Raw genomic sequence first — 20,586 nt, 5'->3', positions numbered from 1 at the left:
TGTTTCAGCCTTCGGCGAACTTGCGATCCTGGCAACGCGAATGGGCGGAGCGCAAGCGCTCCGCCCTGGGATTCACCAGCGGAAGATCGTGGTGAGGCCAAATTCGCGAGGCGGCGTGATGGTGGCCGTACGATAGCCGGAGTTGAAGGGGATCCCGCCCGCGCCAGTCGGATTGAACGTGAAATCAAGCTCGCTGGTCGCCTGCGTGAAGACGCTATCACCGACCGAAAGGGCTCGGGTCTGATTGAGCAGGTTCTTGGCGAAGAGATTGACCTCCCAACGCCCGTTCTCTCCGCGAACGCCGAGGAATAGATCCATCTTCACATAATCGCGATAGCTGTAATTATCACGCAGCGAGTTAAATCCCGGGCGGTAGGTCACGAGACCGCGCAGGAAAGGCGTGACCGATCCCACCGGCATGCGAAACTCCCCATTCGCACTGAGGTTGAACTTGGGGATTTGCGCCAGACGGTCCTTGCTCTGGCACGTCGAGATCTGCTGGCCGACTGGTACCGTCGGATTGCCCGCTGCGTCATAGGTATTGCAGGGGATGACCGCGTTGTCGAAATGCGCATCGGCGTAAGAAGCGTTGATCGAGAAATCGATATTCTCCGTCGGCCGCACGGACAGCTGAATCTCCGCGCCCTGCGAAATTGCGTTGCCGGTGAAAGGCAGGGGTGAAATCGCCGAGTCGATCACACCATCGCGAGCCGAAGCGGTGTGGAACGACGGGAAGTACGAGATGTAGTTGCTGAACTTCTGGTAGAAACCGGCGACATTCAGCGCGACCTTGCCGCGAAGCAGATTGAATTTTACGCCGATTTCGCCGCCGTCTGAGGTTTCATCCTTCGTCTGGAGCAGCGAAGGATCAAGCGGAGTGGTCACGCCCACTGCAAAGACGCCGGGACGGAACGAGTGCCCGTAGCTCGCATAGGCGGTGATGTCAGGGGAAGCCTGCCAACTAATATTGGCGCCACCTGTGAACGCCCTCGCCTTCTGCGTCGCATCGTCAACCGTAGCCGGCAGCGAAATCCCGAAGTCGGGGAGCGACACGACTGTGCTCTGGACGCGATGAACATCAGTCCAGGTATGCCGAAGGCCTGCGGTAATCTTCAGGTCATCGGTGATCTTGTAGCCCAGTGTACCAGCGAGGCCATACTCCTTGAGCTTCACGGAAATGTCTGCGTCGACAATGATCGGGAAATAGCTAACCGACGGCGGGATCGGCCCCACCCCCATCAAAGCAAACAGCTGGTCATTGCTCTGTGTCAGAGGGACCGAATTGTCCTGCCAACGGTAATTGCCCGAAAGCGCCCAGCTGAAACGAGCGGCGGGAGCGGATTCAAGCCGCAGCTCGTTGTTCCAAATCTTATATCCGGTAGCGAGGCTCTGGTTGCGAACGTAATTCGGTACTGCGTTGCCAACGTCCTGATCTCGCTCCTGCTTCAGCAGGCTGTTCTGATAGCCGCCGTTGTAGACCAGACGCGGTCCGCCGAAGTCGTATGCCGCGTTGAAAGTCACGAAGTCCGTGCGGTTCTGGAAACGAAAATCACCTTCCGTCACCGACTTGCGATCTTTGAGCGTCAGTACCGGTCCGGTCGACGTAGGATCCCCCAGAGCAAGACTTGGCTGGTTCCCGTCACCGAATACTGCCACGAACGGCGTCGTGTCGGCATTGAGATGCTGATACATCAGGTTTGCAGTTAGCGGCCCTGCATCCAGCGCGAAGCTGACGCGCCCGCTCATAGTCTTGCTGCTGGAATGCCGTCCATCGACATTGGTGACACTGCCAACGCGGTTCTGATCGTAGAGCAGCGCGGCGCGCATGCCGAGTACACCTGGAACGATCGGGAGGTTCGCCGCCACTTGGGCATTGATCGCATGACGATCGGTCGCAGTCCCCTGCGCATAACCGGTAAAGTCGTAGACATTGGCCTTCTGCGTGCCGAGCAGGATCGACCCCGCCGGCGAGGTGCGTCCGCGGAACAGTCCCTGAGGCCCGCGAAGCACTTCGATCTGGCCGACGTCGTAGATTGCCGTGAACACCGTCTGCGCATCGGTCGGCACTTCGTTCAGGAAAATCTCGACCGCCGGACTGCTGCCGGAGTCCGGGTCGAACGTCACGCCACGCAGCGTTGCGATGTTCGAGCGCCCATCGTTGTTCGTGAGTTGCAGGCCCGGTGACAGATTCTGGATTTCCTTGGCGTCGAAGACGTTGAGCTTGGACACCGCATCCGCGGTGACGACATCGACGGCCATCGGCGTATCCTGCAGCGTTTGCTGCTGACGTGTCGCGCTAACGATAATCTCGTTCACCGAAGTCGCCGCCTGTGCCGACGCATCCTGCGCCTGGCCGTCGGGTTCGGCCGCCCAAGCCATCTGCGGCAAAGCAATAGCGCTGGCAGCACAACACAGGAGCCATCCCCGATTGCGCGCAATATTGGCTTTATTCATTAGTATCCTCCCCTGGATCCTTCTGGGACGCCCCGCCTCTTGTCGACAAGTTCATCCCGAGTTTGAACAATCGCCGGCCAATCAGGCGGCGTGTGTGTAGAGCGCCGTTACTGGCGCTTCAGACGGGTAAGTGGCGGGTGTTCCGAAGTCGTACGCCGCAACAAGAGCGCGGATGAACTGCGGATCATGCAGCGGATCGCTGGGGGTCTCGACGGCAATTCCCCGCGCCCGCATGTCCTTGAGGAAAGTGTCGAAAACCTGATCGTACGTCAGGTCATCGCTGCCATCCATGTTCTTCTTGAGTTCCGTGAAATCTTCGAAGACTTCCGCCGACCAGTGCACCAGAAAGCGCAGATCTTCGGTGCGCACATTGGCGATCGTCTCGCTGCCGTTCATCAGCCTCCAGTTGTCGCGATCCGAGGGATCGCCGGTGAAGACCGTGTCGAACGCGAGGCCTGCGGGACGCTGCAATTCGACGGGGCCATTCGCCTCGCCGCGGTGCATCATCATTTCATTCTGAACCACCACGCCGCGGTTCCATACCGGCGGCTGCAGCCGCTGCGGTGCCCGTGCGGGACCTTCCGGCCAATAGGTGAAGCCGCTCGCCGGATCCCGACTGAACCAGGTTATCACCTGGGCCATTTTGATGAGGTAGTCGCGAAAAAGTCCCGATTTGCCCATCACCGAGCACAGCCAAGTTGGCGCGTTTTCATAACGGATCCCGCGAAAGCTGGGCGAGTCGAGATGGCCGGGGTCGGTGTTGCCGCAAGGCCCGTTGATGTTGAACAGCATCATCTGAGGCTTTGCATACTGGGCGCCCCAGTAGGACTTGGCGTGCTCGAGGAATGCTTCGTTGTAAAAGCAGTCCTGAATTTCCGGAAACAAGGCCGCCGAATAGTTTGCGTAGAATCCGCGGAAGGTCGGTGTCAGGAACATGTCCAAGCTGGGCGCGAAACCTTCCGGCAACGCCCCTGACATTGTCGCAATCAGTTCTTCGGCACTGGCAAAGTGCTGCGCGATGATCAGCCGCCACGGCCCCTCAGTCCGGACAACTTCGAGAAGACGTTCGCGCTGATCTTCCGTGTAAACGTTCTCGAGAACACGTGGCATCGAGACCGGGCGCAGGACGTCGGAAAGCGCCTGCCGGTTGGCCAAGCCAGTCATCAATCTTCTCCCATTTTGCACCTTGCAGTGCATATAAGTTAGTTCATACTTACTACACTCGCAGGCGCCGTCAACGAGATTCGCACGGACGCGTTCAATTTTTAAGACTCAACACTGCATTCCAGCATTTTGCCATGCATGAATTGACGCTTTGCGTATCAAAACCGGCATTTGCATTCGCGATTGCGATATATAAGTGTGCACTTACAAATAGGGAGAGTTCAAGTCTATGGAAGCAACCCTTGAGGCTGGAGCGGCGACGCGTCTCGCGGATACGCCAGCATTGGCAAAAGCGCTGGAAGAGGCGAACATTCCCACGCTTTTGGCGGCCTATTCCTACCTGTCCCACGATGGCGCCTTCCTCGAACGCTTCGCGGATCATATCAGGCCAGCCTTTTCACCAAATCCGACGCAAATCCCCGATGCGCTTGCTAACGAGCTGCGATCGCGACTGCATCGATTGCTGACCTCGGGAGCCGGCTTCACAGAAGGCACCCCTTCGGATGCACTGATGCTGCGCATCATGAGCGTGACGGTAGGCGAACCGGTCGACGCCGAATTTCTCGAGCTAGTTTATGATCAGTGCGGCTTTCGTCCGTGGATCGATCGCTCCAAGGTCGCCGGACGTACCGAACCACCTGCCGGCTTTAAGGTCTTGGTGATCGGTGCTGGCATGACGGGGATGGCCGCAGCCATCAAACTGCGCGAGGCCGGTTATGATTTCACTCTGATCGAGAAAAATCCCGACGTGGGCGGTACCTGGTTCGAGAACCGCTATCCCGGCGTAGGCGTCGACACGCCCAGTCATTTCTACAGCTACAGCTGGGAGATTTGGCCAGATTGGCAGCACTATCATCCGCACGGCGCCGACATGCAGCGGTACATGCTCGCGATCGCCGACAAGTACGAACTGCGTGCCGACACGCAATTTGGAACGAAGGTGGAAACCTTGGTCTACGACGAGATCGATGCCGTCTGGCGCGTCTCGGTCCGCAAGCAGGATGGCACAGTCGAGATCCTCGTCGCCAACGCTGTGATCAACGGGCATGGGCCGGTAAACCGCTTCAAGTGGCCCGACATTGCCGGGCTCGACGAATTCCAGGGCACTCTGGTGCACACGGCAGCCTGGCCGGACGATTTGGACTTACGCGGCAAGCGCGTGGGAGTGATCGGTACCGGTGCGAGCTCGGCGCAGCTCGTCGGCGCAATTGCCCCAGAAGTTTCCGAGCTTACCGTCTTTCAACGCACGAAGCACTGGGTGATCTACAACCCGGAAATCGCGCACGAAGTGAACGAGGGTATGAAGTGGGCTCTCGCCAACATCCCCAGCTTCAAGGAATGGTTCCGCTTCAGGGTATACTGGTCGGCGGCCGACGGCCTGTTCGCCAACGTGCTCAAGGACCCAGCTTGGGAAGGCAACGACCACTCCGTCTCCGCCCACAACGAGCAGGCGCGCCAATATGCGCTCTGGTATCTCAATCAGAAATTCGGGAGCCGGCCCGACATGGTCGCCAAGCTGACGCCCGATTTTCCCATTTTCTCGAAGCGTATCATCCTCGATAATGGTTGGTTCGACGCACTCGCGCGCGCCAACGTCCATTTGGAGGACAGCGGCATCGCTCGCATTCTGCCGAACGGCATCGAAGCGAAGGATGGCTCCGTCTTCGAATGCGATGTGATCGTGTGCGCGACAGGCTTCAATGTCGCAAAAATGATCGGGGACCTATCCATCAAGGGGGTCGGTGGACGGGAGCTCGGCGAAGAATGGGGGGATGAGGATCCTCGCAGTTACCTTGGCATGTGCATACCCGGCTATCCGAACTACTTTCACACGGTCGGGCCCAACAGCGCGCCCAACCATGCCGCCGGACAGAATCTTATCTCGGAAGCCCAGGTGAACTGGATCATCGAGGCCCTCGACCGCACAGTGGCCGCCGGCGCGCGCGCTTTCGAGGTCACCCAGGAAGCGTTCGATACCTGGAACCGCAAGGTCGAGGCGCGCATGCCCGAGATGATCTGGACCCATCCCCGGGCCAATTCCTACTACAACAATTCGAAAGGCAGGGTTTTCCTGTCCTGGCCCTGGCGTCTCGTCGATTTCTTCAACGAGACGCGTCATCCTGAGGACGGCTCCTATCGGCTGCACCCGTGACGCAGGGTCATCAAATTGTGGGAAAGCCTGCTCGCCCTTGCGCGAGCAGGCCTTTCGCCCCTAGGATTTCCAGCGATGACCCGGACCAGGATGAAAGCAGGCGAACGCAGGGCATTGATCCTGGAGGCAGCGCGCCGGATTTTTTCCCGCCAAGGCTACGAAGCCGCGCGCACGCAGGATATCGCGCGAGGGGCCGGCGTTTCCGAAGCCCTGATGTACCAGCACTTTCCGTCCAAACAGACGCTGTATCGCGCAGTCCTGCGGCAGACGATCCGCGAGCAGGACGAGAGCTATGCCATGCTGGGGCTGCAGGAACTGAACGGCAGAGGTCTGGTCGTCAACATGCGTTCCTATTTCATGCTTGTGGCCTCCGATGGGCATGAGCACTTCAAGGAAGGCTTTCGACTTCTGCTGGCGAGCCTTACCGGCGACGGAAGCTTTGCCGCGCTTGTCTATCGCCGCTCCCGACGCATCATGGGCGAACGCATCCGCGTCGCCCTTGAGAAGGCGCGCGCCGACGGTGACGTTGTCGGGATTGCGATCGACGACCGCAACACCTCGATGTTCATCGAACACGTCGGCACCATGCTCAACGCCATCCAGGCGTTGGGCCCGCAGGCTTCCCCATACGAGGGAGATCGCGACCGCATCGTGCGCGATGCCGTCTGGTTCTGCTGCCGCGGCATTGGCTTCACCGACGAAGCGCTCGAACGGCACTACGCCAGCTAGCCTCGATGCTGGCAAAGCCAGCGCGCGGCCGCAAAACCTAACATTCCACCTCCTCGATCGGCCTTTTCGCCGATCCCGCGGACGCGCCCGGCGCCCAAGCCCGCACGAGCAGAGTCGCCGCGGGACACCGCCGCGTGCGCCGTCGATCTATCCACTCCACCTGGTGGCACCCGACCGACCGCTGCCCTTTCAGATTAACAAGCGACGCCGACACGGCAGCCAATCTAATTTCATGGGAGAAACCTAAATGCTTGCACGAGTGACACTTGGCCAGACCGATCTTTCGATCAGCCCGCTATGCTACGGCACCAACATGCTGGGCTGGATGATCGACCAGCCCCGGTCGAACGCCATCCTCGATACGTTCGCCGCCCACGGCGGCAACTTCATCGACACCGCCCGGTCCTATGGCGACTGGATGCCGGATGCTCCGGCGGGCGCCAGCGAGCGCGCGGTCGGCGCCTGGCTGAAGACCCGCAAGCGCGAGGATTTCGTGATCGCCACCAAGGGCGGCTTCTTCGACTTGCGCAAAGGCGACTATCGCAACCGCTGCACGCCCGAGGATGTGGCGCAGGACCTGCAACAGAGCCTCGATCACCTCGGCATCGAGACGATCGACCTCTATTTCCTGCACATGGACAATGAGGATGCGCCGGTCGAGGTGATCGTCAATGCCCTCGTCCAGCATCAGGAGGCGGGACGCATCCGCCACTTCGCCGCCTCCAACTGGTCGGCCGAGCGCATCAAGGCGGCTAACTCTTACGCCGCCTCGATCGGCAAGCCGGGCTTCGTCGCTTCCGAAACGTTCTGGGGTCTCGCCGTGCCTGACGCGGCCGCCGCTGCGCAGCAGGGCTATGTCCATTACTACGAGGGCGAGTACGAGGGCGTCCACACCGCCGGCTTGCCGATCCTGGCCTACGCCGCACAGAGCGGCGGTTATTTCACCAAGCGTGCGAAAGGCGCAGACCTCGGCGAGCAACTCATCGCGCGCTACGCCAACTCTGCCAACGACGCCCGCCTTGCTGCCGCAATCGAACTGGCCGAACGGCACCGCGTATCGGTAAACGAAGTGGTGCTGGCTTATCTCACCAACCAGCCCGACCAGACGGTGCCGATCTTCGGCGGCTCCAGCCCCGAGCAGGTGCGCGAAAGCGTCAAGGCCGCCTCCCTCACCCTATCCGCAGCGGAACTCTCCCGACTCCGCGCGATCTGACCCACCCTTGGGTCAGGGACGGCGGAGAGCTGGGGGGCTCTCCGCCGTTTTTCTTTCCTCCCAGCCAAGCGCCGCACGAACGCTGTCCACCGCATCGGCTACGCGGCGTTCGCATGACTGAGCCAGCGCGTGATCGCGCGGGATTTCCACGCTGAACCGGGTCTCAAGTGGCAGCGACGCCACGAAACCCGCAAGATCGAATTGCCCTTCACCGGCTAGCATGCGCGCGCGGGAGGCTTCGTGCTCGATATCCTCGGGCGCAGCAAGCATGCCATCGCAGAGCTGTCCGTAGAGGATGGAACCGGCCGGTGCAGCCTTCAGTTCGGCCAGCGTTCCGCCTGAGCGCACGAGGTGCAGAATGTCGACATTTACGCCCACTCGCCCAGGCCTGTCGACCGCCCCCACCAGCTCAAGCGCCGCCGCCAGCGAACAGATCTGCGAAGGCGGATAGAATTCGACCGCAACGCCCAGATCAAACTCAGCCGCACTATCGCAGAACCGGCCGAAGTTATCGAGGCGGCGCGCCGGATCGCGATCATAAGCCAACACGTTCACCAAACGCGCGCCCAGTTCGGCGGTGGTTTCGAAGGCCGTGTCGAACAACGCAAGGTCGCTTCGCCCGGTCAACGTGAACGGATAGGCAAGATCGAGCGAGAGCGCGAGATCGGCGAAACAACTGGCCAATTCGCGCCGGGCTCGCGGAGCACCATAAAGATCGAATGGCAGCATCGCGGGCAGCACGGCCATGGGTTCCATGAACAGGCAGATTCCCGCGCAGCCGGCTTGAGCGGCCGCCTCGGCCAACTGCCGCGGCGTCGTATCGACGGCGGTGATATGGTCGAGAGCGAGAGTTCTCAGAGCGGCACTTTCGGCGGCCGATTCATACAAAATCCTAGGTTTCGGCATTTTCTCGCTCGTCACGACAGGAGCCCTTTACACCACATACGCGTGATTTCGGATGAATCTGAATGCGTAGATTGCTACATATGCACGAATTCAATGGATAAATGCGCAGCGCGATGGATTGATGTCAATTTATCTTGTAAGTGCTCACTTATTTAGTTAGCCCCTGTAACGACCACGGGCGGGTGCCCGGGAATCATCGGCAAAATATCGGTCGGGACACCACTGCAGGTTCAGAGGGAACACCGAAACATGACTGGCGTAACCGTACGCGAAGAGAGCGAGCACATTACCAGCCCTACGGGTCGCACCGTGGGCCATTTGGCACTGCATTACCGCAATCCCGACGACGGCCCCCTGGCCGCCCAACTACTTGCTCTGTTCGGGTTGGAGGAAACGCAGATGCTGCCGCTGCCCGGTGGCAATTTCTATCGATTTGTCGTTGCTCCGAGCCACTATGCGCGCGGGGACGGAATCATCTACCTCTCGGCTCTGCCTGAGCCCCAAGTCAGGCTGATCGATGCAATTCGCAGCGCCCTGGGCGTTGGCACGGATCAGCAAGACGACGCCGTCACCGCCTACCGCGCCATGCTTGCGGCTGATCCCGAAGCCAGCTTTCACTTCGGCTTCCTTATCCGTGAGCTTGAAGACCTCGAAGCCCTTACCGTTGCCTTGCAGGACCTTGCTACGAACGATCCGGATTTTCGAAGCCGCATTCACATCAGCATGAATCGCGCCCGGCCGGGGGATGCGGCGATCGATGCTCGGCTCGACGCTTCGCCGGTCTTCGGCCAGTGCCAACGATTTGCTTACGGCCGCGCCGGTGTACAGGTATTCGTGGAGACCGACCTGATCCGTGCCGGCCAATTGGGCGAGAGCATGCACTTCGAATTCGACTACGTATTCCCCGGACAGGCGAACCACATCCTCTCGGTAGTTGAAATGTGAAATCCTGCGGGAAGCGCCTTTTCGCTTCCGACGCTATCACCCGCCTTGCATGGAATTGTGAAATGACGAGCTACAGCACGATCCGCTACGAACATGACGACGGGCTGTTGCGTCTGACACTCAATCGCCCTGAAGCCCTCAATGCCTTCACCGTCACCATGGCCGATGAATTGGTCGACGCGTACCGCCGCGCGAACGATGACGACGCGGTACGCGCCATCGTCGTGACCGGGGAAGGACGCGCCTTTTGCGCCGGCATGGATCTTTCGGTCGAAGGCAATGTGTTTGGCCTCGATGAAGCTCTGGCGCCGTCGTTGGCGGACCTCAGGGAACGCCCGCTACCCCAAGAGATGGAGACGGGTGTTCGCGATACAGGTGGCCGGGTCGCGTTGGCCATGTTCGCATGCAGCAAACCAATCGTTGGCGCCATCAACGGAGCAGCGGTCGGTATCGGTGCCACCATGACCCTGCCGATGGACTTTCGGCTTCTGTCCAACCAAGCGCGAATGGGCTTCGTATTCGGTCGTCTTGGCATTACGCCAGAAGCGTGTTCCACTTGGTTCCTGCCCCGCATAGTCGGATTATCCCACGCGCTTGAATGGTTCTATCGCGCGGACATTTTCGGCGCTCAGGAGGCGTTCGAAAAGGGGCTTGCCCGATCGCTTCACGCTCCCGAGGCGCTTATGGAGGACGCCTGCACCTTCGCTCGCTCATTGGTCCGGGATCGTTCGCCCGTCAGCGTCGCGCTGATCCGTCAAATGGTTCTGCGCAACAGCGCCGAAACACATCCTCGCAGCGCTCACGATGTAGAGTCGCTGGCGATGTTTCACACCAGCATCGGCGATGGGAAGGAAGGCGTCGCAGCCTTCCTGGAAAAGCGTAGTCCGGCATTTGAAGGAAAAGCGTCAGACCTGCCGTCCTTCGTCCCATGGCAGGCAGAATAGCTTCCTTCACACCAGAGCCTGTCCAGAATCCAAGGGCTTCAGCGAGGCTCCATTCCGACCGGAAATCCAACGCGAATGCGAGTGTCAGGGTGGCGACGCCAGAGGCCACGACGACGCGGATCAACAGAAAGGTCGCCTGAGAGCGGCCGCTGCAAAGGAGATCGATGACATGAATCAGACCACATCCATCTTTCGACCGATCGCGCCGCCACGTGTGATCGAAGACGCATTCTCCGCAGATCAGCACGCCCGCCTTCTCGACGTTGTGCGCAGGAACGGACCGTGGTCGTTGATCCTTGCCCAGCACTTCAATTCGCCCGAAGAAGTTATCGCCACAACCTCGGGGGCAGTACCGGAAGGCTTTACGCCAACGTGGGATATGTTTCTCACTCCCGTATTCCGGGGCTACCTCGCCCAAGGCCACACGGTAATCCATCCGGAGATCGAAGATTGCTTCTTCAACACCGGCTTTCTGGATCTGGTTCGCGGATATTGGGGAGCTGAATACGCAACCCCGGAGAACATGCTCTTCAACATCCAGGGGCCTTGTTCCGGCGGTGGCAGTCCACATGTCGACGCCACGCGCTTTCGCGGCATCAATTACCAGAACACCCCGATCTGGCTCATGAATACGATGGTCAAGACCGGGCTCTTCAAGCGCTGGCAGGCCAAAAAAGCGCAGGTCATCACGTGGTACTACAAGGGTCGCGTCGGCGGCGGCTTCACCTGTTGGCCGGATGGGCCCCAGGCAGCGCCCCAACAGATCAGAGCCCCTATGTGGGGGCGCGCGGTAGTCGTTGAAAACGAGATGATGTTCCACACGGCGGAATCCAACGGTCCGGCAGCGATGCGTCGCCCCGAAGGACTCGCGATCAACTCGCTCATGGGAGCCGACCCCGACAATCCAACGGGCTGGCAAATCACCACCAACGGCAAGGTGATCCAGCAGATTCCCGAGGAAGAGTTCCGCTTCCTCGTGCACTGGGGAGCAGACGTCTACATGGACTACAACGAACTTAAGGTCGCGCTGGACCACTCTGACGATCTGACACACGATCAGATCATCGACATGCTAATCGCGGACCTGCGCGCCCGCGGCGAAGTACTGCAGACGCCAAGCGAGCCCATGACCGACAAGGCATTTATCGCTCTGCTGACCCGCACATACGATCCGGGTCAGCCAGCCATTTTCCCGCCCGAACCCGACGAACGCCTCCGCCCACAGGCGGCCTGACACCTGCGGACAGAAAACGATCAGACTTTCGCGAACATATGCACGCGCAGGTCTGATCGGCGTAGCGTGAACCGATCAACCTGCAGACCAAAAAAACCCCGCGTACTGCTTTCGTGCGCGGGGTCACTTTTTCGCAGAACTGCGGTTTACTTCAACTTCGCAAACTCGGCATCGATAGCGGCAAGGCGCTCATCGGTGACGTCTGTCGGCGCGAATTGCTGGACCGCCTTGAGCGTCATCCCGCGCGCCATCTCGACCTGATCGTTGGTGGTGAAACCCGGGATATTCTTCTCGACAATCGCCTTGGCTACGGGATCGTCAAGCAGCGTGCCAATATCGGTGTCGGCGGTTGTGTACTTTGCCTTGGCTGCGGGAGTCGCCGCAGCCGGTTTTGCCGGCGCCGGGGCCGCGGTTGCAGGCTTGGCGGCGAGCGCGGGCATCGCAACAACACCCAACGTCGCGGCGGCGAAAACAATCGAAAACTTGCGCATCAGTCATCCTCATCGAGTCGAGGAAATGGATCCTCAGACTCGATTATATTGAACGGTATCGTTCGAATATCAAGAGGTCACCAAGCATTCCGCCCCGCGACAATCACATCGACCAGCCGCTCGGCAAAGGTTTCCAGACTTTTGCCGCTATCTGCCAAGCCCTCTTCCTGCATCTGGAAGCCGGAGAGCGCAGCAACGAGCATGGCAGAGACCGCTTCGGGCTGCCGAGGTGGCAAGCCATCGCGTTCACCAGCGGCGACCATATCGGCCGTGATAAGGTCGACGATGTAACGATAGCCGCGCTCGTGCATGGTTGCGGCGAGTTCTGGAAAGCGCGAGCGTACCGAAAGCAGGAGGCGCTGCAACGCCATCACATCTGGTTTCTGCAGAAACGTTGCGATCGTCCGCGCGTGATGACGCAATCGCTGGTCAATGCTGTCGCCAAGCTGATCATCCTGTTTTGCGGCCTCGTCCGACCAGTCTTTGATCGACGCCTCGATCACGGCGCTGAACAGCACCTCCTTGGACGGATGGCGGGCATAGAGCGTGCCTTTGGAGATACCGGCTTTCGCCGCGATCTGCTCCATCGGGACGGCGTCGAAACCGTCAGCAAGAAACTGCGCGCGGGCAATGTCGACGATCAGCCGATCGATCGCGGACGCACGGGCCAGGCTCGGGCGCCCTCGGCGAGTTTGTTTAGGCTTGTTCTGACTATTCATCACGGTGGCTTTTTTCACATGCTCAACACGGCGGCAAGCCGCCCATGCGTAGCTTGCATCACTAAATCGAACGGTATCGAACAATTTATTGACAGGACGCGTTGCTCGCCAATATTCCCGTCTCAAGTTTTCGCCGGAGCGCGAACAGATTTGGGAAGGAATGACTCGATGGCGAAGATCACGACGCGCCTGTTCGCAAGTACCGGTCTATTCGCACTCGCTGCGACCGCGATTTCTGCGAACGCGGCGCCTGGCTCGGACGACGTCGATGCCCGAGCAGAAAAGGCTCTCGCCGAGATGACAAGAGAGGAAAAGGTCTCACTTCTCCACGGGCGCATGCTGATGATGGTTGCCCCCGCATCGCGCCCCGAAGGCGTCACACTTGGCGCCGGCTACGTAGACGGTATCCCGCGCCTGGGCGTCCCGCCGCAAATAGCGACGGATGCGAGCCTTGGGGTTTCCAACCTCATGGACATGCGTCGCGGCGACGTTGCGACCGCCCTCCCTTCAGGCTTGGCGCTTGCCGCTACCTGGAACCCCGCACTGGTTCGGGACGGCGGACGGATGATCGGATCAGAAGCGCGCGCCAAGGGTTTCAACGTGATGCTTGGAGGCGGCGTTAATTTGGTGCGCGATCCCCGGGCCGGTCGAAACTTTGAATATCTGGGAGAGGACCCGCTGCTCGCCGGTACACTTGCCGGTGCGCAGATCCAGGGCATCCAATCCAACCACGTCATCTCAACCATCAAGCATTTTGCTCTCAACGACCAAGAGACCGGTCGCTCGAGCGCATCGGTGGAAATGGACGAGGCGGCCATGCGCGAAAGCGACCTCCTCGCCTTCGAAATCGGCATCGAAAAGGGAAATCCGGGCTCGGTGATGTGCGCCTACAATAAGGTTGGGGGCATTTACGCTTGCGAAAACCCGTTCCTGCTGACGCAGGTTTTGCGCAAGGACTGGGGCTTTAGGGGCTTTGTCATGTCGGACTGGGGCGCTGTTCACTCGCTTTCCGCGCTCGAGGCGGGTCTGGATCAACAGCAAGGCGAACAGCTCGACGCCAAGCGCTGGTTTTCCACCGAGCTGATAAGCGCACTTAACGCCGGGCCCCTCGCTGAAAGTGCCGTAGATACAGCCGCTCGGCGTATCCTGCGCAGCCTCTATGCGCATGGGCTCGACACCCATCCATCGACAACCTCGAGTATCGACTATGACGCCAATGGCGTGGTCGCTCGCCGTGCCGCCGAAGAAGGTATTGTGCTGCTGCGCAACCAGCAAAACCTGCTTCCGCTGAGGGCAGCGGCGCGGAAGATTGCGGTGATTGGCGGCCACGCCGATATTGGCGTGCTTTCCGGGGGCGGATCCAGTCAGGTCGCTCCAGTTGGAGGATTCCGCAAGGTCGAACCGGTACGCGAAGGCGTGGCCGCCTCCTTCGCCCGCAAGGGGTACGGTGGTACTCCGCCTCTCGAGGCGATCCGCCACGCCTTCCCGACTGCCCAAGTAACATTCCTCGACGGCAGCGATGTCCAGGCCGCAGCCGCCGCAGCGCGCGTTGCCGATACGGTAGTAGTCTTCGGCGAGAAATACGCCACCGAAGCACTCGATCAGCGAGACCTTTCGCTCGATGCCGGGCAGGATGAGCTGATTGCTGCGGTTACGGCGGCCAATTCACGCAATATCGTCGTGCTGGAGACGGGCAACCCCGTCGCAATGCCGTGGGCCGACAAAGCGGGGGCGATCCTGCTGGCCTGGTTCCCCGGCCAGCGCGGGGGCGAAGCTATCGCGAATATCCTTGCCGGTAAGGTCAATCCCTCCGGCCGCCTGCCCGTGACGTTCCCTGCACGCCTCGACCAGTTGCCCAATCCCACTCTGCCTGGCGCCAACTTGCCTCCTCCCAGCAAAGAGGACCGCGCTAACTACGGCATAAACACCAACTCGCCGGCATTCGACATTCGCTATCCAGAAGGCTCGGACGCAGGATACCGGTGGTTCGATCGCAAGGCGGCAAAGCCGGCCTATGCCTTCGGATATGGCCTCAGCTACACGCAGTTTGCGTACTCCAAGCTCCAGGCCAAAGGCGGCAAGGCTCTCACCGTCCGCTTCACAGTGACCAACGTCGGAAGCGTGGCCGGCGCCGACGTGCCGCAAGTCTACGTGACGCTCCCCGGCAAGGCGAAACGCCTCATCGGATGGGACAAGGTAGCACTTGCGCCTGGTGAAAAACGGACGGTGACACTTACCGCCGACCCGCGCCTGTTGGCATCCTACGATGTCCCTAAGCGGCACTGGACCGTCTCGGCAGCCAATATCCGCGTGGAACTGAGCCGATCGGCTATCGACCCCGTGTTGACCGCACAAACCCGCATCGACGCCGCAACCCTGCGTCCGTGAAGGAAACACGCGCTATGCAATTCAACCGTCGAGAAGCGATCGGCATCGGCGTTGCCGGCTCCTGCCTGGCGCTCCGCCCCCTCGATGTCTGCGCACGGACCTCAGGTATCCCCGAGGTTTCTACACTTCGGACCTGCGGCCTTGCGAACCCTTTGTCGCTTGGCGATCTGCCGCCGCGATTCTCCTGGCAGTACGGCGATCCAGCGGCGCGTACAGCTCAGACCGCATATCGCGTTACTGTCGCGCGGAGCGATGAGGACCTGGCCGCCGGCCGAAATCTGCTGTGGGACAGCGGCAAAGTCAGCTCCGCCCAGTCGGTCGATGTTCCCTATGGCGGGACGCCTTTGCCATCGCACTCACGCGCGCTTTGGCAGGTCGAGGTCTGGAACGGGTCATCCCCGGCGCCCTTGCGCAGCCCCGCAGCCATTTGGGAGACCGGTTTGGCGGCTGCTAACGACTGGCAAGCGCAATGGCTCGCCAGCGAAACCGAAGTCGCGCGCGCCGACCGTTTGGCTGGCCTACACTGGATTGCGGGAACCGAGAATCCCAAGGCTGGCGCCCATCGGCATTTTCGATGGAGCTTCGATCATCCGGGAGGCGCCGCTGAATTTTGCATTTCGGCAAATGAAACAACCGGCCTGTGGCTGAATGGCGTCCCCCTTCCCGTTCCCCAGGAGTATCCGCAGGACGGGCCGATCCATTGGACCCAGATGGCGGTCTACCGGGTCGCCTTGAAGAAAGGGCGTAACGTGTTTGCCGTGGCGGTGCGGCGGGAGATCGGCTTCGGTATCGCGCCCGCCGTTCTTGCCGCGGTGCTCCGCCACGGTCCGGGCATGAACGAACGTCTGAGTTCCGCGTCTCCTGGCTGGAAGATTACGAATGAGGCGCCAGATGGATGGGAACGCACAGAGTTTGACGACCGCGCCTGGACCGATGTGCTCCCGGCCACCGGAACCCTGCCGATTGGAGAGCCTTGGCCGGTTTATCCGGCAAATTTGCTCCGCAAGACATTCACACTCAACGGTAAGGTGCGCGCTGCGCGTCTCTATGCCACCGCGCTTGGAGCTTACGAGGCACATGTAAACGGCACAGCGGTCGATGATCGCAAGCTTGCACCTGAGTTCACCGATCCATCGAAGCGAGTGCTTTACCAGGCCTACGACATCACGCATGCGCTCCGTGACGGGGATAACGCCCTCGGCTTCATGATCGCCGATGGCTGGTATGGCTCGAAGTTCAGCGTCAATGGCCGTTTCTCATTCGGCCATGCCCCCTGCCGCCTCAAGGCCCAGCTCGAAATCGAATACGTCGACGGACGGCGCGAAACAATCGCGACGGGGCCTGGATGGCAGATCTCAGAGGCACCGATCCGGGCTGCCAGCATCTACGATGGCGAAATCTACGACGCACGCCTGGAGAAAGCCGATTGGGCAGTTGCCGATGGAAAGACGCAAGGTTGGCGCGACGCTGAATTGATCGATGCTCCCTCGGTTCCGGTCGAACCGCAGCGGTGCCCGCCAATCCGCGTTTGCGAAACCAAAATGCCCGTATCGACCCGGCGCCTTGGCCCTGGGCGGTTCCTTCTCGACTTCGGCCAGAACTTCGCCGGGTGGCCGCGCCTCACGGTCACGGCAAGTTCCAACACCTCAATCGAAATGCGGTTCGCGGAGCTGCTGACTGCGGATGGCCGTGCCGACCAGTCAAACCTGCGGACGGCCTGGCAACGCGATATCTACATCACCGCCGGTCGCGGGCATGAGGTATGGGTACCGCGCTTCACCTATCATGGCTTTCGCTATGTCGAAGTGTCTGGAGTTCCCGATGATGTCACGGCGTGGTCGATCGAGGGGCTCGTCGGTCATCAGGATCTGGAGCTGACTGGCGAGTTTCGCGTGGGCGACCCGGTAGTCCGCAAGTTCTGGCAGAATGCGGTGTGGAGTCAGAAGTCGAACTTCTTCGGCCTTCCGACAGATTGCCCCCAGCGGGATGAGCGTCTGGGCTGGATGGGCGATGCGGAGGTGTTTTGGCCCGCCGCTGCCTTCAATATGGATGTCGGCGCATTCACGGCCCGTGTCATGGAAGATGTTCGGCACGGCCAATCGGCGAAAGGTGGCTTTCCCGACTGCATCCCGCCCTACGTGCCAACCGTCAACCTGTCTTCTCCGGGGTGGGCCGACGCCGGGATCATCCTGCCTTGGACTGCATGGCGGCAATACGGCGATACCGGCGTGATCGCCGCCAACTGGTCCGCCATGGAACGCTACATGGAGTGGATCCTTGGCGCGAACCCCGACCATCTGTGGACCAAGGGACGCGGAGCCGACTATGGCGATTGGCTTTCCGTGGATGCGACTACGGCCAATCCAGGCATGGAAACTACGTCAAAGGCTCTCATCGGCACAGCATTTTGGGCCCAAAACGCACGAATGATGGCCGAGATGGCGCAAGCCATCGGCAATCCTGCGGCTGCCGCCAAGTACCAAGCCCTATTCGAGACGATCCGGGCCGCTTTCAATTCCGCCTACGTCAAACCGGACGGCACGGTCGGTAATGGTAGTCAGACAAGCCATGTCCTGGCCATCCGGTTCGGGCTCCTGACGCCTGATCTAGCGTTGGAAGCCGGCAAGCATCTGGTGACCGACATCGTGCGACGCAAAAACCATCTCTCGACGGGCTTCCTCGGAACCCCGCACATCCTCGATGCCCTCGCTTTGGCGGGGCAGGTCGAAATGGCGGTGACCCTGTTGCTTCAGCGCTCGAAACCCTCCTGGGGGTATATGGTTGAGCAAGGGGCTACCACGATGTGGGAGCGATGGAATAGCGACGAAGGCGATGTCGGAATGAACAGCCGCAACCATTACGCATTCGGGGCCATAGGTTCGTTTCTGTTTCGACGCATAGGGGGGATTGCCCCTGCCGAACCCGGCTTCACAAAGGCCGAGATCGCGCCGATCATGGACCCAAGACTGGGTGGCGGCGGCGCCACCTACCACAGTATTCGCGGTACAATCTCAACCGATTGGAGCACGTCCGGTAATCGCTATCGCCTGGACGTCGAACTCCCCTCCGGCGTCACTGGGATGGTTGCCCTGCCCGGCAGGCGTGCGGCAACGGCGCGATCTGGCTTGAACCGCTTTTCCGGCACGATCCCGCCGATTGCTCACCGCGACGCAAGCTAGGGGAGCACCGGCAATGAAACGACAAGAAGGGCTCTGCATAGACCGCCGGCAGATGATAGCTGGCGGTGCAGCGACTATGCTGGCCGCTTCGCTCCGCCCATCGTTCTCCATCGCCGCTCCGATAGCCAGGCAGTTGCCTGCATTCATGCCTCCGCTCGGAGCGCGTGCCCGCTTCCTGCTGGTGAACGATCTGGCCGGCGATGTCGACGGACTGTTTGCGGCGGTACACGCCGTGTTGTCCCCTTCATTAGATCTGCGCGGTATAATCGCCACCGGCACTCCAGTCCGCTCGGAATCCGCGGCTAACGCAACGGCCATTGCGCACGAAATGCTTTCGGTCATGGGGCGCGAAAGCCGAGTGCAGGTCGTCACCGGTGCCGAGCATAAGCTTCCAACACCGGTGACGCCTGATCGGTCGGCCGGCACAATGGCGATCATCAAGGAGGCGATGAGGACTGACAGCGCATTACCGCTGTACATCGCTGTGGGCGGCGGACTAACCGAGGTCGCCAGCGCGCTGATGATCGCACCGGAAATTGCTCAGAAATTCACGCTGATCTGGATCGGGGGGGGGGCCTATCCTGCAGGCGGCGCTTCCGAATACAATTTCGGTATCGACCGTCAGGCCGCTCAATACGTTTTCAACGATACTGTCGTGCCGCTGTGGCAGGTTCCAGACGCGGCATATTCGCAGTGCCAAGTCTCGATCGTCGAGCTCCATAATCGCGTGGCGCGCCAAGGCGCGGTTGGAGAGTGGCTGTACACGAAAATGTACGAGACGATCCGCACGTACGGCGAGCGCTACAAGTTGAACAGTGGCGAAACGTGGACGATGGGCGACAGCCCCTTGGTGCTGCTTTCTGGACTCTCGGCCGCACAGCCCACAGAAATGTCACCCGTGAAGCGGTACGAGGGGACCGGCGCGAGCCGCTTCGAAACGATCTTCGCACCATTGCTCCAGGCCAATGGAACCTACCAGCCTCGCACTGACGGCAGGCGCATCAGGGCCTACCATAGCCTCGACACTCGCCTGATGTTTGAGGACTTTTACGCCAAACTTCAGCAGGCAGCGGAGTAGTGCGCAAAACCGCAGTCAGCTCATGCTGACTGCGGTCCGAACCCAATCAACGGAGCGTGCGCACGAACTCAGCCGCGCCTGGCCCAAACTCGCGGACCAGTAGCTTTCAGCACCATCGGCCAGTCGCCAATCGTGCAGGCGACGCGTAAGCAACTGAAGGTCAAACTCCTCACTGATGCCGATCGCCCCATGGATAGCGTGTGCCGTTGCGGCAATGCGCCCTGCAGCGGTGGATGCCGTAACCTTAGCAACCGCCGCGGCCAGCGGATTGGGCTCGAGACCACACGCACAGCCTATCTGTGCGGCGATCCTGACGGCTACGATGTCTTGCGCCATCACCGCAAGGTTCTGCTGAAGCGCCTGCTGCCGCCCGATCGGCTTGCCGAACTGCGCACGCTCATTGGCGAATGCCACAGTAGTTTCCAGCAATCGGCCGGCCGCACCTGCAATCATCGCCGACCGCAGAACGGCAGCCAGTACGCGAAGTCCTCCGGCCGGCCGCGGAATCACCCGTTTCGGGAGTGCCGCATTCGACAACTCGAAAGTGAATGGCAGCGCGTTAGAACACGGTGCGACCATTGGAGTGTCAACGAGCACCAAGTGCTCCCCGTCATCGACCAGCACCTGATCGGCGACGCACCAACATGGCACCGGCCCGAAGTGCGAAGTCGCGAGAGCGATAGGGCCTTGTCCGAACTCGATTTCCGCTTTTGCCAATAGCGCGCGCGCAATCATCGTTTCGCCAACCGGCAGTGGCACCGTGTTGGCCCCCATTGCTTCAAACAACGGCTCCAGGTCTGAAAATGAAAGCCCTGCCCCACCTCGGTCGTCGTCCACCAGCGCGTCCAGAAAGCCGGAAGCGTTGAATTCGTTCCAGATCGCTTCGATCGGTTCGCCTTGTTCGACTGCGCGAACCGCCGCAGGCGGACAGATTGTCTCGAGCATACGCACGAAGGGTTCGAGAAGTTGATTGGTGTCCATCTTGCCCTC

15 protein-coding genes are annotated in these 20,586 nt (G+C 60.6%); 9 read left to right on the top strand and 6 right to left on the bottom strand.

Annotated features, from left to right (window positions below):
• Positions 1–72: 72 nt before the first annotated feature.
• Positions 73–2,454, bottom strand: a complete 2,382-nt coding sequence (locus WBP06_RS03850; protein WP_395332019.1) for a TonB-dependent receptor — start codon at positions 2,452–2,454, stop codon at positions 73–75.
• Positions 2,455–2,535: 81 nt separating this feature from the next.
• A complete protein-coding gene (locus WBP06_RS03845; protein ID WP_395332017.1) occupies positions 2,536–3,618 on the bottom strand; it encodes a hypothetical protein in 1,083 nt (360 codons plus the stop codon).
• Positions 3,619–3,847: 229 nt separating this feature from the next.
• Here WBP06_RS03845 and WBP06_RS03840 point away from each other — a divergent pair, with 229 nt between their 5' ends.
• The 3 genes from WBP06_RS03840 (at position 3,848) to WBP06_RS03830 (ending at position 7,712) form a co-directional block, all read left to right on the top strand.
• A complete protein-coding gene (locus WBP06_RS03840; protein WP_395332015.1) occupies positions 3,848–5,770 on the top strand; it encodes an FAD-dependent oxidoreductase in 1,923 nt (640 codons plus the stop codon).
• 15 nt (positions 5,771–5,785) lie between these two features.
• Positions 5,786–6,499 carry a TetR/AcrR family transcriptional regulator gene (locus tag WBP06_RS03835; protein ID WP_395332013.1) on the top strand — a complete coding sequence of 238 codons (714 nt, stop codon included), beginning with the start codon at positions 5,786–5,788 and terminating at the stop codon, positions 6,497–6,499.
• 247 nt (positions 6,500–6,746) lie between these two features.
• The gene (locus tag WBP06_RS03830; RefSeq protein ID WP_395332011.1) at positions 6,747–7,712 is read left to right on the top strand and encodes an aldo/keto reductase; all 966 of its coding nucleotides are present in this window, start codon (positions 6,747–6,749) and stop codon (positions 7,710–7,712) included.
• A 12-nt stretch (positions 7,713–7,724) separates the two neighbouring features.
• Here the strand turns inward: WBP06_RS03830 and WBP06_RS03825 are convergent, their stop codons facing one another.
• The gene (locus tag WBP06_RS03825) at positions 7,725–8,633 is read right to left on the bottom strand and encodes a sugar phosphate isomerase/epimerase family protein (RefSeq protein WP_395332009.1); all 909 of its coding nucleotides are present in this window, start codon (positions 8,631–8,633) and stop codon (positions 7,725–7,727) included.
• A gap of 234 nt (positions 8,634–8,867) precedes the next feature.
• On the opposite strand from WBP06_RS03825, the gene WBP06_RS03820 reads away from it, so the two are divergent.
• The 3 genes from WBP06_RS03820 to WBP06_RS03810 all read left to right on the top strand — a co-directional run bounded on the left by WBP06_RS03820 (position 8,868) and on the right by WBP06_RS03810 (position 11,741).
• Entirely contained in the window at positions 8,868–9,563 is a 696-nt protein-coding gene (locus tag WBP06_RS03820) for a hypothetical protein (RefSeq protein ID WP_395332007.1), read from the top strand.
• 62 nt (positions 9,564–9,625) lie between these two features.
• Positions 9,626–10,507, top strand: coding sequence for a crotonase/enoyl-CoA hydratase family protein (locus tag WBP06_RS03815; protein ID WP_395332005.1), 882 nt, complete (start codon positions 9,626–9,628; stop codon positions 10,505–10,507).
• Between the two features lie 169 nt (positions 10,508–10,676).
• Positions 10,677–11,741, top strand: a complete 1,065-nt coding sequence (locus tag WBP06_RS03810) for a hypothetical protein (RefSeq protein WP_395332003.1) — start codon at positions 10,677–10,679, stop codon at positions 11,739–11,741.
• 146 nt (positions 11,742–11,887) lie between these two features.
• On the opposite strand, the gene WBP06_RS03805 is transcribed toward WBP06_RS03810, so the two are convergent.
• Both WBP06_RS03805 and WBP06_RS03800 read right to left on the bottom strand, forming a co-directional pair.
• A complete protein-coding gene (locus WBP06_RS03805) occupies positions 11,888–12,232 on the bottom strand; it encodes a hypothetical protein (protein ID WP_395332001.1) in 345 nt (114 codons plus the stop codon).
• A 77-nt stretch (positions 12,233–12,309) separates the two neighbouring features.
• On the bottom strand, positions 12,310–13,035 hold the full coding sequence (locus tag WBP06_RS03800) for a TetR/AcrR family transcriptional regulator (protein WP_395331999.1): 726 nt from the start codon (positions 13,033–13,035) through the stop codon (positions 12,310–12,312).
• An 84-nt stretch (positions 13,036–13,119) separates the two neighbouring features.
• On the opposite strand from WBP06_RS03800, the gene WBP06_RS03795 reads away from it, so the two are divergent.
• The 3 genes from WBP06_RS03795 to WBP06_RS03785 are packed head-to-tail and all read left to right on the top strand — an operon-like array spanning position 13,120 to position 19,596.
• Positions 13,120–15,339 (top strand): glycoside hydrolase family 3 C-terminal domain-containing protein, encoded by a 2,220-nt coding sequence (locus WBP06_RS03795; RefSeq protein ID WP_395331997.1) that lies wholly within the window; start codon positions 13,120–13,122, stop codon positions 15,337–15,339.
• Between the two features lie 14 nt (positions 15,340–15,353).
• Positions 15,354–18,518: a family 78 glycoside hydrolase catalytic domain gene (locus WBP06_RS03790; RefSeq protein ID WP_395331995.1), complete on the top strand. Its 3,165-nt coding sequence runs from the start codon at positions 15,354–15,356 to the stop codon at positions 18,516–18,518.
• A gap of 13 nt (positions 18,519–18,531) precedes the next feature.
• The gene (locus tag WBP06_RS03785; protein WP_395331994.1) at positions 18,532–19,596 is read left to right on the top strand and encodes a nucleoside hydrolase; all 1,065 of its coding nucleotides are present in this window, start codon (positions 18,532–18,534) and stop codon (positions 19,594–19,596) included.
• A gap of 15 nt (positions 19,597–19,611) precedes the next feature.
• Here the strand turns inward: WBP06_RS03785 and WBP06_RS03780 are convergent, their stop codons facing one another.
• Positions 19,612–20,577: an acyl-CoA dehydrogenase family protein gene (locus tag WBP06_RS03780; RefSeq protein ID WP_395331992.1), complete on the bottom strand. Its 966-nt coding sequence runs from the start codon at positions 20,575–20,577 to the stop codon at positions 19,612–19,614.
• Positions 20,578–20,586: the final 9 nt, after the last annotated feature.

This window comes from Novosphingobium mississippiense, assembly GCF_044029535.1.
Lineage (GTDB): Bacteria > Pseudomonadota > Alphaproteobacteria > Sphingomonadales > Sphingomonadaceae > Novosphingobium.
The sequence above is the reverse complement of the archived record's forward strand: the minus strand, read 5'-3'. Positions and strand labels throughout refer to the sequence as shown.

Bases quoted from the DNA above. Each gene is read 5' to 3' on its own strand.
- WBP06_RS03850 (WP_395332019.1), bottom strand. From the start codon at position 2,454: ATGAATAAAGCCAATATTGCGCGCAATCGGGGATGGCTCCTGTGTTGT.
- WBP06_RS03845 (WP_395332017.1), bottom strand. From the start codon at position 3,618: ATGACTGGCTTGGCCAACCGGCAGGCGCTTTCCGACGTCCTGCGCCCG.
- WBP06_RS03840 (WP_395332015.1), top strand. From the start codon at position 3,848: ATGGAAGCAACCCTTGAGGCTGGAGCGGCGACGCGTCTCGCGGATACG.
- WBP06_RS03830 (WP_395332011.1), top strand. From the start codon at position 6,747: ATGCTTGCACGAGTGACACTTGGCCAGACCGATCTTTCGATCAGCCCG.
- WBP06_RS03820 (WP_395332007.1), top strand. From the start codon at position 8,868: ATGACTGGCGTAACCGTACGCGAAGAGAGCGAGCACATTACCAGCCCT.
- WBP06_RS03815 (WP_395332005.1), top strand. From the start codon at position 9,626: ATGACGAGCTACAGCACGATCCGCTACGAACATGACGACGGGCTGTTG.
- WBP06_RS03810 (WP_395332003.1), top strand. From the start codon at position 10,677: ATGAATCAGACCACATCCATCTTTCGACCGATCGCGCCGCCACGTGTG.
- WBP06_RS03805 (WP_395332001.1), bottom strand. From the start codon at position 12,232: ATGCGCAAGTTTTCGATTGTTTTCGCCGCCGCGACGTTGGGTGTTGTT.
- WBP06_RS03795 (WP_395331997.1), top strand. From the start codon at position 13,120: ATGGCGAAGATCACGACGCGCCTGTTCGCAAGTACCGGTCTATTCGCA.
- WBP06_RS03790 (WP_395331995.1), top strand. From the start codon at position 15,354: ATGCAATTCAACCGTCGAGAAGCGATCGGCATCGGCGTTGCCGGCTCC.
- WBP06_RS03785 (WP_395331994.1), top strand. From the start codon at position 18,532: ATGAAACGACAAGAAGGGCTCTGCATAGACCGCCGGCAGATGATAGCT.
- WBP06_RS03780 (WP_395331992.1), bottom strand. From the start codon at position 20,577: ATGGACACCAATCAACTTCTCGAACCCTTCGTGCGTATGCTCGAGACA.